This is a genomic window from Stenotrophomonas rhizophila, assembly GCF_000661955.1.
GTDB classification, from domain to species: Bacteria; Pseudomonadota; Gammaproteobacteria; order Xanthomonadales; family Xanthomonadaceae; genus Stenotrophomonas; species Stenotrophomonas rhizophila.
Genome location: NZ_CP007597.1, coordinates 26,876 through 41,752, shown reverse-complemented (window position 1 = coordinate 41,752; position 14,877 = coordinate 26,876). Strand labels below are relative to the sequence as shown.

Annotated in this window: 14 protein-coding genes; 4 read left to right on the top strand and 10 right to left on the bottom strand. The window is 67.3% G+C overall.

The window, feature by feature from the left end; genetic code table 11:
- Positions 1-42: 42 nt before the first annotated feature.
- The 6 genes from DX03_RS00155 to DX03_RS00130 all read right to left on the bottom strand — a co-directional run bounded on the left by DX03_RS00155 (position 43) and on the right by DX03_RS00130 (position 4,407).
- The gene (locus tag DX03_RS00155) at positions 43-768 is read right to left on the bottom strand and encodes a suppressor of fused domain protein (RefSeq protein WP_038685468.1); all 726 of its coding nucleotides are present in this window, start codon (positions 766-768) and stop codon (positions 43-45) included.
- Positions 769-809: 41 nt separating this feature from the next.
- Positions 810-1,118 (bottom strand): helix-hairpin-helix domain-containing protein, encoded by a 309-nt coding sequence (locus tag DX03_RS00150; protein WP_038685466.1) that lies wholly within the window; start codon positions 1,116-1,118, stop codon positions 810-812.
- Positions 1,119-1,153: 35 nt separating this feature from the next.
- Positions 1,154-2,077, bottom strand: a complete 924-nt coding sequence (locus DX03_RS00145) for a ParB/RepB/Spo0J family partition protein (protein ID WP_038685464.1) — start codon at positions 2,075-2,077, stop codon at positions 1,154-1,156.
- Entirely contained in the window at positions 2,077-2,874 is a 798-nt protein-coding gene (locus DX03_RS00140; protein WP_038685462.1) for a ParA family protein, read from the bottom strand. The genes DX03_RS00145 and DX03_RS00140 overlap by 1 nt, the downstream gene beginning before the upstream one ends.
- Before the next feature lie 211 nt (positions 2,875-3,085).
- Complete coding sequence (gene rsmG / locus DX03_RS00135) at positions 3,086-3,724, bottom strand: 16S rRNA (guanine(527)-N(7))-methyltransferase RsmG (protein WP_038685460.1); 639 nt, start codon at positions 3,722-3,724, stop codon at positions 3,086-3,088.
- An 83-nt stretch (positions 3,725-3,807) separates the two neighbouring features.
- Positions 3,808-4,407 carry a 4'-phosphopantetheinyl transferase family protein gene (locus DX03_RS00130; RefSeq protein WP_038685458.1) on the bottom strand — a complete coding sequence of 200 codons (600 nt, stop codon included), beginning with the start codon at positions 4,405-4,407 and terminating at the stop codon, positions 3,808-3,810.
- 90 nt (positions 4,408-4,497) lie between these two features.
- Here DX03_RS00130 and DX03_RS00125 point away from each other — a divergent pair, with 90 nt between their 5' ends.
- On the top strand, positions 4,498-4,749 hold the full coding sequence (locus DX03_RS00125; RefSeq protein ID WP_038685456.1) for a GlsB/YeaQ/YmgE family stress response membrane protein: 252 nt from the start codon (positions 4,498-4,500) through the stop codon (positions 4,747-4,749).
- 128 nt (positions 4,750-4,877) lie between these two features.
- Here the strand turns inward: DX03_RS00125 and xth are convergent, their stop codons facing one another.
- A complete protein-coding gene (gene xth, locus DX03_RS00120) occupies positions 4,878-5,645 on the bottom strand; it encodes an exodeoxyribonuclease III (RefSeq protein WP_038685452.1) in 768 nt (255 codons plus the stop codon).
- Between the two features lie 182 nt (positions 5,646-5,827).
- Here xth and DX03_RS00115 point away from each other — a divergent pair, with 182 nt between their 5' ends.
- Entirely contained in the window at positions 5,828-6,154 is a 327-nt protein-coding gene (locus DX03_RS00115) for a hypothetical protein (RefSeq protein ID WP_038685450.1), read from the top strand.
- A 36-nt stretch (positions 6,155-6,190) separates the two neighbouring features.
- Here the strand turns inward: DX03_RS00115 and DX03_RS00110 are convergent, their stop codons facing one another.
- The 3 genes from DX03_RS00110 to DX03_RS00100 all read right to left on the bottom strand — a co-directional run bounded on the left by DX03_RS00110 (position 6,191) and on the right by DX03_RS00100 (position 11,023).
- Positions 6,191-7,606, bottom strand: coding sequence for a coniferyl aldehyde dehydrogenase (locus DX03_RS00110; RefSeq protein ID WP_038685448.1), 1,416 nt, complete (start codon positions 7,604-7,606; stop codon positions 6,191-6,193).
- Between the two features lie 236 nt (positions 7,607-7,842).
- Positions 7,843-9,492, bottom strand: a complete 1,650-nt coding sequence (locus tag DX03_RS00105; RefSeq protein ID WP_038685446.1) for an MFS transporter — start codon at positions 9,490-9,492, stop codon at positions 7,843-7,845.
- 103 nt (positions 9,493-9,595) lie between these two features.
- Positions 9,596-11,023, bottom strand: coding sequence for a DcaP family trimeric outer membrane transporter (locus tag DX03_RS00100; RefSeq protein WP_038685444.1), 1,428 nt, complete (start codon positions 11,021-11,023; stop codon positions 9,596-9,598).
- 437 nt (positions 11,024-11,460) lie between these two features.
- Between DX03_RS00100 and acs the strand changes: the two genes are divergently transcribed.
- Together acs and DX03_RS00090 are read left to right on the top strand one after the other, a co-directional pair.
- Complete coding sequence (gene acs, locus DX03_RS00095) at positions 11,461-13,404, top strand: acetate--CoA ligase (protein WP_038685442.1); 1,944 nt, start codon at positions 11,461-11,463, stop codon at positions 13,402-13,404.
- A 163-nt stretch (positions 13,405-13,567) separates the two neighbouring features.
- The gene (locus DX03_RS00090) at positions 13,568-14,233 is read left to right on the top strand and encodes a response regulator transcription factor (RefSeq protein ID WP_038685440.1); all 666 of its coding nucleotides are present in this window, start codon (positions 13,568-13,570) and stop codon (positions 14,231-14,233) included.
- Positions 14,234-14,877 lie beyond the last annotated feature (644 nt).

The window sequence follows — 14,877 nt, the reverse complement described above, 5'->3', positions numbered from 1 at the left end:
TCCTGGAAATACGGGGAACAGCATAGCGGTGCGGTATGTCACTCAGAACAGGCCGAAGCGTTTCCTGGCGACGTTGACCCGGCCCGGCTCGATGATGTCGCTGACGCCCTTGGCATCGAAACGGTCGAGCAGCGCGTCACTGCCCTTCTTGAGCTTCAGCGCCATTTCTTCGGGGTACAGCGGCACCAGGGACATGAACACGATGGTCTTTTCATCGTCGATCACCAGGTGGCCAAAGTCCTCCGGGGCGTTGACCGGGGGCAGCACGATCACGCCGTCGAAGCCGACGCCCGGCGCATAGGGCGCGGGCGGATCGAAGTTGGGAATGGTGTGGCCGAAGCCCAGCCAGGTGTCGAACTTGTGCGGCAGCCGCGCCATCATCTTGAGCAGGCGGATCGGCCAGTAGTGACGCTCGTCCTCAAGGTCGGCCTGCTGCAGCGGCCAGTCGGCCGGCAGGGTCACCATCAGCTCCATGTACCGCGGCGCGTCGACATCGTCGGACAGGGTCATCGGCAGGTCACTCATGCCCGATGTGACCAGCCGCAGATGCGGGAACGCCTCGGTGGCCGGCACCACGTGCACGTCGATATGCACCGCGTCGGACACGATCTCGTGGAACACGCTCGAGACCGGGCCGAGGTGCCGTTCGATATGCGCGCCGATCTGCTCGATGCACGCCTCACCGGCCGCCGGCGCGAAGTCGCGGGGCCGGCTGTGGGTCAACATCGGACTGCCGCCCGGGCTGACATCGTCGTAGGTGTCGCTCATCCATCTCTCCTTGTGGGCCGCCACCGGCTGCCCGGACTGCGTCACCACAACGTGAGCGGCGCATCCTTGGCCAGCGTGGCCTTGCGTTCCTTGCTGAAATTCCACCACGGGCGCGGTGCCTCACCCTGCATGAAGCGCACGATCGACAGGAACACGTCGATCACGCACGGGTCATGCATCACCCCGGTGCGCATGCAGAGCTGCGCATACATGTCGTAGGCATCGCGGTCGCGCAGGTGCGCAGGGACGCGGATACCGATCAGACGCAGATCTTTCTCACAGGCCGGCCCGACATTCGGCAGGTCGGTCAGACGCAACAGATGGTTGCGGTCGACCTTGGCAGGGTTCATTGCGGGGGGATGATCCTCTTGCGCCGGCGGGGGACTCAGCCCTTCTGTGCGCGCAGTCGTTCGAGCACGCCATCCAGCGTGTCCAGGTCGGTGTAATGGATGATCAGCTTGCCCTTGCCGCCACGCCCGTGGTTGATCGCCACGCGGGCGCCCAGCGATTCGGACAGCTCGGTTTCCAGCGAGGCGATGTCGGCCTGCGGCGCGCTGGCCGCCGGCTTCTTGCGCAGCGAGCCGGGCACCTTGCCGGCCGCGAACTGCTGCGCACGGTGTTCCACTTCGCGCACCGACCAGCCCTGGTCGGCCGCTTCCTGGGCCAGCTTGCTGGCCAGTTCCGGGGCGAGGGTGAGCAGCGCACGCGCATGGCCCATTTCCAGCCGGCGGGTTTCCAGCAGCAGGCGGATCGCGATCGGCAGCTCAAGCAGGCGCAGCAGATTGGACACCGCCGCGCGCGAACGGCCCACCGCCTGGGCCGCCTCGGCGTGGGTGAGCGCGAACTCGCTGATCAGGCGCTGCAGCGCTTCGGCTTCTTCCAGCGGGTTGAGGTCTTCGCGCTGGATGTTCTCGATCAGCGCCATCGCGATGACGGTGCGGTCTTCCAGCTCGCGCACCACCACCGGCACTTCGTCCAGGCCGGCCAGCTGCGAGGCGCGCCAGCGACGTTCGCCGGCGACGATTTCGAAACTGTCCGGGCCGAGCTGGCGGACCAGGATCGGCTGGATCACGCCCTGCGCCTTGATGGATTCGGCCAGCTCGGCGAGCTTGGTTTCGTCCATGTCGCGGCGCGGCTGGTACTTGCCCGGCTGCAGCTGGCCTACCGGCAGCTTGCGCAGCACTTCACCCGGCATGGGCTCGATCACCGCGGCCGCCTGTACCTGGGTCACCGCACCCTTGGGCCCCAGCAGCGCATCGAGGCCGCGGCCGAGGCCGCGTTTCTTGCCGAGGGCGGGCTTGGTGCTCATCAGGCGGTCTCCAGGGCTTTATCGGCCGTGTTGCGTTGTTGGTGGCGGCGGATGATCTCGCCGGCCAGGCCGAGGTAGGCAACGCCGCCCCGCGAGGCGCGGTCGTAACCGACGATGCTCTGCCCGTGGCTGGGTGCTTCGGCCAGGCGCACGTTGCGCGGCACGATGGTGCGGAACACGCGGTCGCCGAAGTGTTCGGTGAGCTCGGCCGACACCGCGTTGGCCAGGTTGTTGCGCACGTCGAACATGGTGCGCAGCACGCCCTCGATCTCCAGGCTGGGATTGAGGTTGGCGCGCAGCGCTTCGATGGTTTCCACCAGCGCGCTCAGCCCTTCCAGCGCGTAGTACTCGCACTGCATCGGCACGATCACCGAATCGGCGGCGGCCAGGGCGTTCAGGGTCAGCAGCGACAGCGCCGGCGGGCAGTCGATCAGGATGAAGTCGTACTCGTCACGGACCGGGGCCAGGGCGCGCTTGAGGCGCTGCTCGCGCTCGCCCTGGTCCATCAGCTGGATCTCGGCGGCGGTCAGGTCGATGTTGCCCGGGAGCAGGTCGAACCCTTCCGGGGTGGTGACCCGGACTTCGGCAGCGGTGGCTTCGCCCAGCAGCAGGTCGCAGGTGGACGCGGCGACTTCACGCTTGTCCACGCCGCTGCCCATGGTCGCATTGCCTTGGGAATCCAGGTCGACCAGGAGCACGCGCTTGGGTGCAGCAGCCAGGGAGGCGGCCAGATTGACGGCGGTCGTGGTCTTGCCGACGCCACCTTTCTGGTTGGCGATGGCGATGATGCGGGCCATGCGTGTGAGCCTCATCGGCAGGGAGTGGGACTGGTCATTATGCGTATATGGGGCGTGTCATGCACTGTGAGATGCGCGCCGACAGGCGCCCGCGACCTCGATGGGGCGCCTGGCATGCGCCCGGTGGACACCGCAGCGGCAGCTGTGGCGGGCGTTGCCGCCGATATGAGGGCACGCGCGCAGCCGCAGGCCGGCGCGCGCCGGGGACCGGTCAGGGACCGGCCACCACCACCAGATGGCGCTCACCGGTCAGGCCGGGCACGTGCAGCGGCAGCACCTGTTCAACCGTCCAGCCGGCCGGCAGCTGGGCAATTTCGTCATGCGGGTGCACGCCTTTCATGGCCAGCAGGCGGCCGCCCGGGCGCAGCAGATGACCGCCGACGGCGATGATGCCGGCCAGGGTATCCATGGCGCGGGCGGTCAGGTGGTCGTAGGCGCCCGGTTCGGCAAGCGCTTCGGCCCGCGATTCGGCCACGCGGGCATTGGTCAGGCCGAGCTGGCGCACGGCTTCGCGCATGAAGCGCGCCTTCTTGCCGTTGCTTTCGACCAGGGTCACCTGCAGCTGCGGGCGGGCGATGGCCAGCGGGATGCCGGGCAGGCCGGGGCCGGTGCCCAGGTCGGCCAAGGTGCCGGCCTCCAGGTAGGGCTGCATGGCCAGCGAGTCGAGCAGGTGGCGGGTGACCATCTCCAGCGGGTCGCGGATGGCGGTGAGGTTGTAGGTGCGGTTCCAGCGGTCGAGCAGGGTCAGGTAGGTCAGCAGCGGCGGCGCCAGCGCGGCGTCCAGCTGCATGGCGGCCAGGCCGCGCTCAAGCGCATCGGCCACGCCGGCAGGGAGAGTGTGTTCTTTCATGCCGCCATTATCGCACCCCGGTAGAGCCGACCGTTGGTCGGCTGCTCTGCCCGTAACCCCGACCGTCGGCCGGGCTGCCCCTCTCACATCACATGCCACGCCAGCGCCGCGCGGAAATCCGCCGCCGCCTGCCATTCGTGCAGGTGCCAGCGCGCCGCGTCGCCCAGCTCCGGGTCGCACCAGGCCAGGTGCAGGCGGCCTTCGGCGTCCGGGGCCAGCTGCAGGCGGTGCAGACCAAAGGAAATGCCCTGCCCCTGCGCCTTGAGGATGGCTTCCTTGGCGCACCAGACCCGGAAGAACCACGGATTGCGGGTGGCCTCGTCCAGCCCCAGCAGCCAGGCAACCTCGGCCGGGTGGAAGAAGCGCTCGATGATTTCCACCATGCGCGGGCGTGGGCGCAGCGGCTCCAGGTCCACGCCCAGCCGGACGCGTTCGGCCATCGCTACCAGCAGCAGGCCATGGCTGTGGCTCCAGCCGGTGCCGATGTGCGCCAGCGGGCCGTGCAGTTCGGGGCGGCCGCGGGCGTCGCGCTGCAGCGGCAGGGTGTCCGGCGTGCCGCCCAGCTGATCGGCCAGCAGCACCCGCGCCTGCGGCTCGCCCCGGGTGCCGTTGACGTGCGGCAGGCACCAGACCGTGACCGGGCCGAACTGCCACGGACCGCCGGGGGTGGCCGGCAGGGTCATGCCCACACCCGGTGAGGACGGCTGCACGGTGATTTCACGGGGGCTGCCGTCAACTGGCCCGGTCGTTCACGCAAACCGGGAGTCAACGCTATGGGCATCATCATCTGGCTGATCGTCGGCGGCATCGTGGGCTGGCTTGCCAGCATCATCATGAAGCGCGACGCGCAACAAGGCATCATCCTCAACATCGTGGTTGGCATCATCGGCGCCTTGCTGGCCGGTTGGCTGTTCGGCGGTGGCATCAACGAAGCGATCACGATCCGTACGTTCCTGTTCTCGTTGATCGGCGCGGTGATCCTGCTGGCGATCGTGAATCTGTTTACGCGTCGAAGCGTCCGGTAACGCCCGACCGTTGGTCGGTACACGGCGGTTCGAACGCCGATTGTGCAACAAGGCCCGGCACTGCCGGGCCTTGTTGTATGGGGCGCCTCACCACGTGCCGCACCCTGCAGGCCAGCCGGCGGCCGGCATTACCCCAGCTGCACCCACGCCGGGGCGTGGTCGCTGGGGCGGTCCCAGGTGCGCGGTTCGCGGTCGATGCCCGAGGCGAGCGCACGCGCCTTGAGCGCATCCGAAACCAGGGTCAGGTCGATGCGCAGGCCCAGATTGCGGCGGAAACCGGCCGCGCGGTAATCCCACCAGCTGAACACGCCTTCTTCCTCGCTGTGCAGGCGGAAGGCATCGTGCAGGCCCAGCTTCAGCAGCTTGTTGAGGGCGCCGCGCTCGGCGGTGGAGGTCAGGATGTGGTTCTCGTTCCAGACCAGCGGGTCGTTCACATCCCGCGCGTCCGGGGCGATGTTGAAGTCGCCCATCACCACCAGCTCGGGGTAGCGGGCCAGCTCGGCCTCGACCCAGGCGTGCACCGCTTCCAGCCAGCGCAGCTTGTAGGCGTACTTGTCGGTGCCCACGTCCTGGCCGTTGACCACGTACAGGTTGATGATGCGCACGCCGTTGACGGTACCGGCGATGGCGCGCTTCTGCTCATCCTCGAACCCGGGAATGCCGATCTGCACGTCCTGCGCCGGTTCGCGCGACAGCAGCGCGACGCCGTTGTAGGTCTTCTGCCCGGCAAACACGCTGCGGTACCCCAGCCCGGCCAGCACCGCGTCGGGGAACTTGTGGTCCTCCATCTTGGTTTCCTGGATACCGACCACGTCCGGCGCAAACGCCGTGAGCCATTGTTCCAGGTGCGGCAGGCGCACGTTGAGCGAATTGACGTTCCAGGAGGCGATTTTCATGCGCGCCATTCTACCGGGTAGCCACCGACCGGTGGTCGGTGGGCGCGGGCAATGCCGGCCGCTGCTCGGTGGGCGCGGTAGTGCCGGCCGCTGGCCGGCAACCCCGTGCAACCCGGGCATCGCGGACAGCTGCATCGCCGTTGCGCACGCTACGCTGTGGCCCCCGATCGCACGGAAACCCCATGGACGCAGACGCCTTCGTAGCCAAGTGGTACGCCGAGAAAGAACAGCTGCTGGCCGCCGCCTGGGCCCCGGGCACGGAATCGGCAGCACGGATCGCCGCGATGGCGCTGTCACCCACGCAGGCACAGCAGTTGCGGGAGGTGCTCGATGTGTTCGCCACCGATGCCATGTACACCCTGCTGCTCGGGCTGGACGGCAGCGCCGCGCTGGGCGGCGACCAGCGTCACTACACCGTGCTGGACGAAGACGGTTCGGTGATCGCCGAAGAAGGCGATCTGGAGGCGGCCGCCTACGCGTGGTTCCACGAAGGCCGCTCCTCGCGCTGACCCCGTCCGCTCCGCGGCCGTGCTACCGGCTGCGGGTCAGCGCACCAGCGCCTTGAGCATCCCGGCGATCTTCGAATACGGCGGTTTGAGCAGGTCGCTCGCGGCCCAGCGCGACTGCCACAGGATCGGCAGCTGCTTGCTGAGCCCATCGAAGCCGGCGCGGCCGTGGTAGGCGCCCATGCCGCTCGGGCCAACGCCGCCGAACGGCAGGTCGTTGATGGCGAAGTGCAGCAGGGTGTCGTTGACGGTGATACCGCCGGCCACCACCTGCCCGAGCACGCGTTCAACCGTGTCACGCTGCTGGCTGAAGACGTACAGCGCCAGCGGCCGGTCGCGGCCCTGCACCTCGGCCAGGGCGGCGTCCAGGCTGGGATACGCGCAGACCGGCAGGATCGGGCCGAAGATTTCCTCCTGCATCAGGTCCAGGTCGGCCGGCGGGTCGAGCACGATGGTCGGCACGATCAGGCGTTCGCGTGCGGCACGTTCGGGATCCACCGTGGCCAGCTCGATTACCGGCACGCCGCGCGCACGGGCCTGGTCCAGGTAGCCGCGCAGACGCTGGTACTGGCCCTCGTGGATGATGCGGGTGTAGTCGGTGGCGTCGCTGAAATTACCGTAGCGCGTGCGCACCTGGGTCTGCAGCTGCTGCACCAGCTCGCGCTGGCGGGCGCCATCGATGAGCACGTAGTCCGGGGCGATGCAGGTCTGGCCGGCGTTGAACCACTTGCCGGTGGCCAGGCGTGCGGCGGCCTTGTCCAGCGGGTAGTCGCTGCAGACGATGGCCGGTGACTTGCCGCCGAGCTCGAGGGTCAGCGGAGTGAGGTGCTGGGCCGCGGCGGCCATCACCTTGCGGCCGATGGCGGTGGAGCCGGTGAACACCAGGTGGTCCAGCGGCGAGCCGGCCAGGGCACTGGCCAGCGCACCGTCGCCCTGCACCACCGCCACGCGGTCGGCCGGGAACACCTCGGCCAGCAGCGCCTGCAGGAACGCGCTGGTGCGCGGCGTATGTTCGGAGGGCTTGAGGATGACGTGGTTGCCCGCGGCAATCGCGGTGGCCAGCGGAATCAGGGCCAGGTTGACCGGGTAATTCCACGGCGAGATCACCGCGACCACGCCCAGCGGCACCGCGCGGGTCTGCGCGCGCGCCGGCCAGAACCGCCAGCCCACGCCGACCCGGCGCGGCCGTGCCCAGCGGCGCAGGTGCTTGAGCAGGTGGTCGATGTCGCCGAGCACGGTCATGCCATCGGCGATCATGGATTCGTGGGTGGAGCGGTGGCCGAAGTCGGCCGAGATGGCGTCGGCCATCTGCGGCAGGCGCGCCTTCAACGCCGCGCGCAGGCGCAGCAGGTCGTCGCGGCGCTGGTCCAGCGACGGTCGGTTGGCCTGCCAGGCCATACGCAGGGTGTGCAGGAGTGCCGGTAGCGCGGCGGGATCGGTGTGGGTATCGCTCATGGGCCGACTATAGCGGCACGCTGCGTGAGCGCGTGTCACCGGTAGTCACCGGTAGTGCCGGCCGCTGGCCGGCAACCTCGCCCGTGTCTCCGAAAGCGCATGGAGCCGGCCAGCGGCCGGCAGTACGTCGCCTTCGGAAGGGTGTGCGTGGTTGCCGGCCAGCGGCCGGCACTACCGGGAACGAAAAGGGCCGCGATCTGCATCGCGGCCCCTTGGTGATGCCGTGTGGCGCACCGTTACTTGGTGATGTCCACCCCGCGGGTTTCCTTCAGGAACAGACCGCCAACCACGACCGTCATCAACGCGATGATGATCGGGTACCACAGGCCGTAGTAGAGGTTGCCGGTACCGGCCACCAGCGCGAAGGAAATCGCCGGCAGGAAGCCACCGAACCAGCCGTTGCCGATGTGATACGGCAGCGACATCGAGGTGTAGCGGATGCGGGTCGGGAACAGCTCGACCAGGTAGGCGGCGATCGGGCCGTAGACCATGGTCACGTACAGCACCAGCAGCCACAGCATGAAGATCGTGCCGGGAATGTTGACGCGTGCGTTGTCGGCCTTGGCCGGGTAGCCGGCGGTGGTCAGGGCGGTCTTCAGCTCGGCACCGAACGCATCGGCCTTGGCCTTGCCCTCTTCCTTGGTCAGGCCGGCGGCCTCGTAGGAGGTGACGCTCGCGCTGCCGACATTGATGATCGCCAGCGAACCGGCGCCGGCCGGCTTCACTTCGTACGGCACGCCTGCCTTGGTCAGCGCGGCGGTGGCCACGTCGCAGGAGCTGGTGAACTTGCGCATGCCAACCGGATCGAACTGGAACGAGCAGGTGTTCGGATCGGCCACTACCAGCGCCGGCGAATTGGTGCGGGCTTCTTCGATGGCCGGGTTGGCGAAGTGGGTCAGGCCCTTGAAGATCGGGATGTAGGTGATGGCGGCCAGCAGGCAGCCGGCCAGGATGATCTTCTTGCGGCCGATACGGTCGGACAGCCAGCCGAAGAAGATGAAGAACGGCACGCCCAGTGCAAGCGCGGCGGCGATCAGCAGGTAGGAGGTGGTGGCGTCGACCTTGAGCATGCTGCTCAGGAAGAACAGCGCGTAGAACTGGCCGCCGTACCACACCACGGCCTGGCCGGCCGCGGCACCCAGCAGCACCAGCAGCATCAGCTTGAGGTTGCCGCCCTTGAGGCTGTCACGGAACGGGGTCTTGGAGCCCTTGCCTTCGGCCTTCATCTGCTGGAACAGCGGCGACTCGCTCAGCTGCAGGCGGATCCACACCGACACGCCCAGCAGCACGATGGACACCAGGAACGGAATGCGCCAGCCCCAGGCTTCGAAGGCTTCGTTGCCCAGGAAGTAGCGGCAGGCCAGGATGATCAGCAGCGACATGAACAGGCCCAGCGTCGCGGTGCACTGGATGAAGCTGGTGTACAGGCCACGCTTGTCAGCCGGTGCATGCTCGGCCACGTAGGTGGCCGCGCCACCGTACTCGCCGCCCATCGCCAGGCCCTGGGCCAGGCGCAGGATGATCAGGATCACCGGCGCGGCAAAGCCGATCGACGCGTAGTTGGGCAGCACGCCGACCAGGAAGGTCGAGATGCCCATGATCAGGATCGTGACCAGGAAGGTGTACTTGCGGCCGATACGGTCGCCCAGGCTGCCGAAGAAGGCCGCGCCGAACGGACGCACGAAGAAGCCGGCGGCGAAGGCCAGCAGGGCGAAGATCATGCCTGTGGTTTCGTTGACGCCACTGAAGAACTGCTTGGCGATGATCGCCGCGAGCGAGCCGTACAGGAAGAAGTCGTACCACTCGAAGACCGTCCCCAGGCTGGACGCGAAGATGACCTTCTTGTGTCCCTGGGTAAGCGTGGCAGGTGCGGGTGTTGTTGACATGGGAAGCATCCCCTCGGTAGTGCCGACCGTTGGTCGGCAATCGCAGTGTTGGTCGGGTGGTTTCTAGTTGTGTGGGTGCCGACCGTTGGTCGGCACACATTTTTTAGAAGCTGTACTTCGTGGTGAACTGCAGGCGGTTGATGTCACCCTTGCGCCCGTCCTCGATCTCGCGCACGCCGTACATGTACTCGGCACCGATATCGACCTTGGGCATCGGCGTGTAGAAGATGTTGCCGCGGATGCTCTGCACGCTCTTGGTGACCAGCGGGCCCAGGCTGCCGTCATTGTCGTAGTCGCTGCGGGCGTAGATCAGGTTGGTGCGCAGCTTCGGGGTGAACGCATGGCGCCAGCCCACGTAGCCGGCCAGCACGCCGGTCGGGTTGAGCTCGTCGCGGGCGATGTCATAGGCGGTATCGGCGGTGACGCCCAGGCCTACGTAACGGGCGATACCTTCGCCGCCACTGATCTGGTAATGCAGCGTATCGCTGCTGCCCATCACCCACTTGCCGCCCAGGGTCAGGCCGCCGCCGATCTTGTCGGCCTTGGCGCCGGTGGTCTGGTTGTCGATCTGCAGCTGGCGCACAACGCCGCCTACGCCGAAGGTGCCCCAATCGCCCTTCCAGCCGTAACGCAGGGTCAGGTCGGGCAGCGCACCGCGGTCGGAGTTGCTGGCCACATTCGTCCACGCCCCGGTGATCGGGTTGCGGGTGCCGGTCAGCACAGTGGTTTCCGGGTTTTCCAGCGCAACGCTGAAGCCGCCCTGGGTGTAGCGGATCTGCGCCTGGCGCACGAACAGCACGCCGTCGGTCGGCCCGACGAAGTCGGCTGCTTCGGGCAGCGAGGCGGCGTCCATGAAGTTGGACCAGGTCTGGCCGGCCAGCCAGTTGTTCCAGTACATGTACGCGTGGCGCAGGGTCACGCCGTAGGTATTGGTGGCGGTCTGGTTGCCCAGCGAGTTGCCGAAGAAATCCATCTCGAAGAACGCGCCGGCCTTGTTGCCGCCTTCGCTGACGTTGTCGATGCCCAGGTTGAAGCGCGAGAACTTGGCGTGGGCGTTGTAGTCCACGTCCGAGCGCTTGCCGCTGCCGCCGGCACCGGCCACCGGGGTCTGGCCCGGCAGGTACAACGCGCGGCCGGTGGCGTCGTCGGCCAGCTGGCCATCACCGGTCTGGGTGGCCAGGAAGTCGGCCTTGATGAAGCCACCGATCTTGACCGTGGTACCCGGCGCGGCGCCCGGCGTGATGGTGGTGACCTGGATCGGCTGCTTGCCGGCCGGCACCTGCGCAGCCAATGGCTGCTGGGCCTGCACGGTCTTCACCGCGGTGACGTCGGTCTGGGCTTGGCTGATCTGGGTCTGTTGCTGCTGGCTGGTATTGACCAGCATCTGCACCTGGCGCTCCAGCTCGGCGATGCGTGCTTCCAGCGCCTTCTCTTTGGCGGTATCGGCGAATGCAACGCCTGGTGCGATCAATGCAACGAACAGGGCGGCCGCCAACGGCCGGCGTGTCGTCTTCAATAAACGGTGGCTCATGTTGCCCTCTCTCCCGGGTGGCAATGCGAACGCCGCGCTGGGCACGGTCGAGCCGACAGTGGGGCCGCCGCGCCCGCAACGGCTATTGGCCATTAGTCGTACGCGCCCGCCGGGCAAGCACGACCCGGGCGCCAACGGCGGACGGCAGGTGCCACAGGCACCTGGGCAGGTACCGACCGTTGGTCGGTACGCTCTTCCTCACAGATAGCGCCACGCCCCCTTCCCACGGGCCCAAACGCACCCGACACCCGCCGACAGCCGCTTGCTGCCCACACCGCACGCGCCAACCTGACCCGTTCCCCACGTTCCTGCCGCGTTCGACCATGGTCTAACCACCCATCCACCGCGAAGCAGGGTGGATGCGGCAAACTGAGGGGGAGAGGTCGCACCTTATGTTGCGACCGCACAACCCAAGTCCTGTTGCAAGTGAGGGTGCCATGGCCGATCTTTATCCCGTCAAGGCGGATTTTTCCGCCAAGGCGCGCATTGACAAGAACACGTACGAAACGCTCTACCGTGAGTCGATCGAGCACCCGGATGCTTTCTGGGGCAAGGCCGCGCAGCGCCTGCAGTGGTTCAAGCAGCCGACCACGATCAAGAACGTCAGCTACAACCTCGACGATTTCCGCATCAAGTGGTTCGAGGACGGCGAGCTCAACGCCAGCGTCAACTGCCTGGACCGCCAGCTCGAGCAGCGCGGTGACAAGGTCGCGCTGCTGTTCGAACCGGACAGCCCCGACGCACCGTCGCAGGGCGTCACCTACCGCGAGCTGTACGAGCGCGTGTGCCGGCTGGGCAATGCGCTGCGCAACCTGGGCGTGCAGAAGGGCGACCGGGTCACCATCTACCTGCCGATGATCGTCGACGCCGCCGTGGCCATGCTCGCCTGTGCGCGCATCGGCGCGGTGCACTCGGTGGTATTTGGCGGCTTCGCGCCGAACTCGATCGCCGATCGCGTGATCGACTGCGCCAGCAAGCTGATCATCACCGCCGACGAAGGCCTGCGCGGTGGCCGCAAGATTCCGCTGAAGGCCAACGTGGATGCGGCACTGAAGCTGCCCGGCACCACCACCGTGGAGACCGTGCTGGTGGTGCGCCACACCGGCGGCGCGGTGGACATGCAGGCCCCGCGCGACCGCTGGTTCCACGATGTGGTCGATGCGCAGCCGGCGCAGTGCGAACCGGAGCGGATGAACGCCGAAGACCCGCTTTTCATCCTCTACACCTCCGGTTCCACCGGCAAGCCCAAGGGCGTGCTGCACACCACCGCCGGTTACCTGCTGTATGCGTCCTACACCCATGAGGCAGTGTTCGACCTGCGCGAGGACGACATCTACTGGTGCACCGCCGACGTGGGCTGGGTCACCGGTCACAGCTACATCGTGTACGGCCCGCTGGCCAACGGCGCCACCTCGCTGATGTTCGAGGGCGTGCCGAACTTCCCGAACACCTCGCGTTTCTGGGAGGTGATCGACAAGCACCAGGTGACCATCTTCTACACCGCACCCACTGCCATCCGCGCGTTGATGCGGGAAGGCGAGGCACCGGTGAAGCGCACCTCGCGTGCCTCGCTGCGCCTGCTGGGCAGTGTCGGCGAGCCGATCAATCCCGAAGCGTGGCGCTGGTACTACGAGGTGGTCGGCGACAGCCGCTGCCCGATCGTGGACACCTGGTGGCAGACCGAAACCGGCGGCATCCTGATTTCCCCGCTGCCGGGCGCGGTCGATCTCAAGCCGGGTTCGGCCACCCTGCCCTTCTTCGGCGTGCAGCCGGCGCTGGTCAATGCCGAAGGCGAGATCCAGGACGGCCCCACCGAGGGCAACCTGATCATCCGCGATTCGTGGCCGGGCCAGATGCGCAGCGTGTATGGCGACCACCAGCGCTTCATCGACACCTATTTCCGTACCTACCCGGGCAGCTACTTCACCGGCGACGGCTGCCGTCGCGATGAAGACGGCTACTACTGGATCACCGGCCGCGTGGACGATGTGATCAACGTGTCCGGCCACCGCATCGGCACCGCCGAAGTGGAAAGCGCGCTGGTCTCGCACCCGAAGGTGGCCGAAGCGGCCGTGGTCGGTTTCCCGCACGACATCAAGGGCCAGGGCATCTATGCCTATGTCACCCTGATCGCCGAAGAAACGCCGAGCGATGACCTGCACAAGGAACTGATCGCCTGGGTGCGCAAGGAGATCGGACCGATCGCCGCGCCCGACCACCTGCAGTGGGCGCCGGGCCTGCCCAAGACGCGCTCGGGCAAGATCATGCGCCGCATCCTGCGCAAGATCGCCGAGAACGCGCCGGACCAGCTGGGCGATACCTCGACCCTGGCCGATCCGTCGGTGGTGGCGTCGCTGGTGGAAGAGCGCAAGGTGAAGTAAGGGTCGCCACATCGCATTCGCGCTGTCGCTCCCACGGTCTGCAAGCGGACCGTGGGGCCCTTCTCACCCTCACCCGCGCCCCGCCCCCTGACTCAGGGGGTTGTCATCTCGATGCACTCGTTCCGTTACGTCGTGTTACCCCTTTCGCAACATGGCCCCCACCATGACAACCCTTCTGATTGCCGACGACCACCCGCTGTTCCGCGAAGCCCTTCGCGGGGCCGTGCAACGCGTCATTCCCGGCGTGCAGCTGTTTGAAGCCGACAGCGTGGAAGCGCTGTACCAGCTGGCCGACCAGCACACCGACGCCGACCTGGTCCTGATGGACCTCAACATGCCCGGTGCGCAGGGCTTCAACGCGCTGGTGCACATGCGCGCCCTGCACCCGCAGCTGCCGGTGGTGGTGGTGTCCGCGCGCGAAGAACCCACCGTGATGCGGCGTGCGCTGGACCATGGCGCATTCGGGTTCATTCCCAAATCCGCCGATTCGGACACCATCGGCCATGCGCTGGGCACCATCCTCGATGGTGAAACCTGGGCCCCACCGGAAGCACACAACGTGCCGCCGACCGGGCGCGAGGAACGCGAAATCGGCCAGCGCCTGCGCGAACTCACCCCGCAGCAGTTCCGAGTGCTGCAGATGCTGGGCGCCGGCCGGCTCAACAAGCAGATCGCCTACGACCTCAACGTGTCCGAGGCGACGATCAAGGCCCACGTCACCGCAATCCTGCGCAAGCTGGGCGTGACCAACCGCACCCAGGCCGTGCTGATGGCCGGCAAGCTGGCCATCGACGACGAACAGATCGTGTTGCCGCCGGAAGAGGATTGAGGGCGGCGGTCGGTTGCGTATCCACGTGGCGACGAGGGCGGTGTGCGTGATGTGAGACCGGTAGGGTCGCGCCCCGGCCGACTGCCGATGCGGCCCCCACGTTCGATATCGGCATGATCTTTGAACGGCGCCGGCTGTGGCGTCTGCTTCGTTGAAGGTCATGCCGTTCCCGAACGCTGCACGTGTATCGGCAGTCGGCTGGGGCGCGACCCTACCGGTGACCTGGCCGGTTGATGATGCGTTTGTGTGGGCCGTTTCGTCGCTGTGATGCGCGAACGGTGGGGAGATTGCGTGGTGGGCGGAAAAGGGGCAGCCGACCAACGGTCGGCTCTACCCGTCGAGGGTGCGGCGGTTGCATATCCTCGCTGCGACGGTCTGGGTGTTCTTGACCCCGGCCGGTAGGGTCGCGCCCCAGCCGACTGCCGATGCGGCTCCCGCGTTCGATATCGGCATGACGTTTGAACGGCGCCGGCTGTGGCCTCTGCTTCGTTGAAGGTCATGCCGTTCCCGAACGCTGCACGTGTATCGGCAGTCGGCTGGGGCGCGACCCTACCGGCATCCAGGCAGGTTGGTGGTGGGTTCATGCGGCCGCTGCGTGGCGGTGCTGTGCGAACGGTGGGGAAATTGCGTGGTGGGCGGACAAG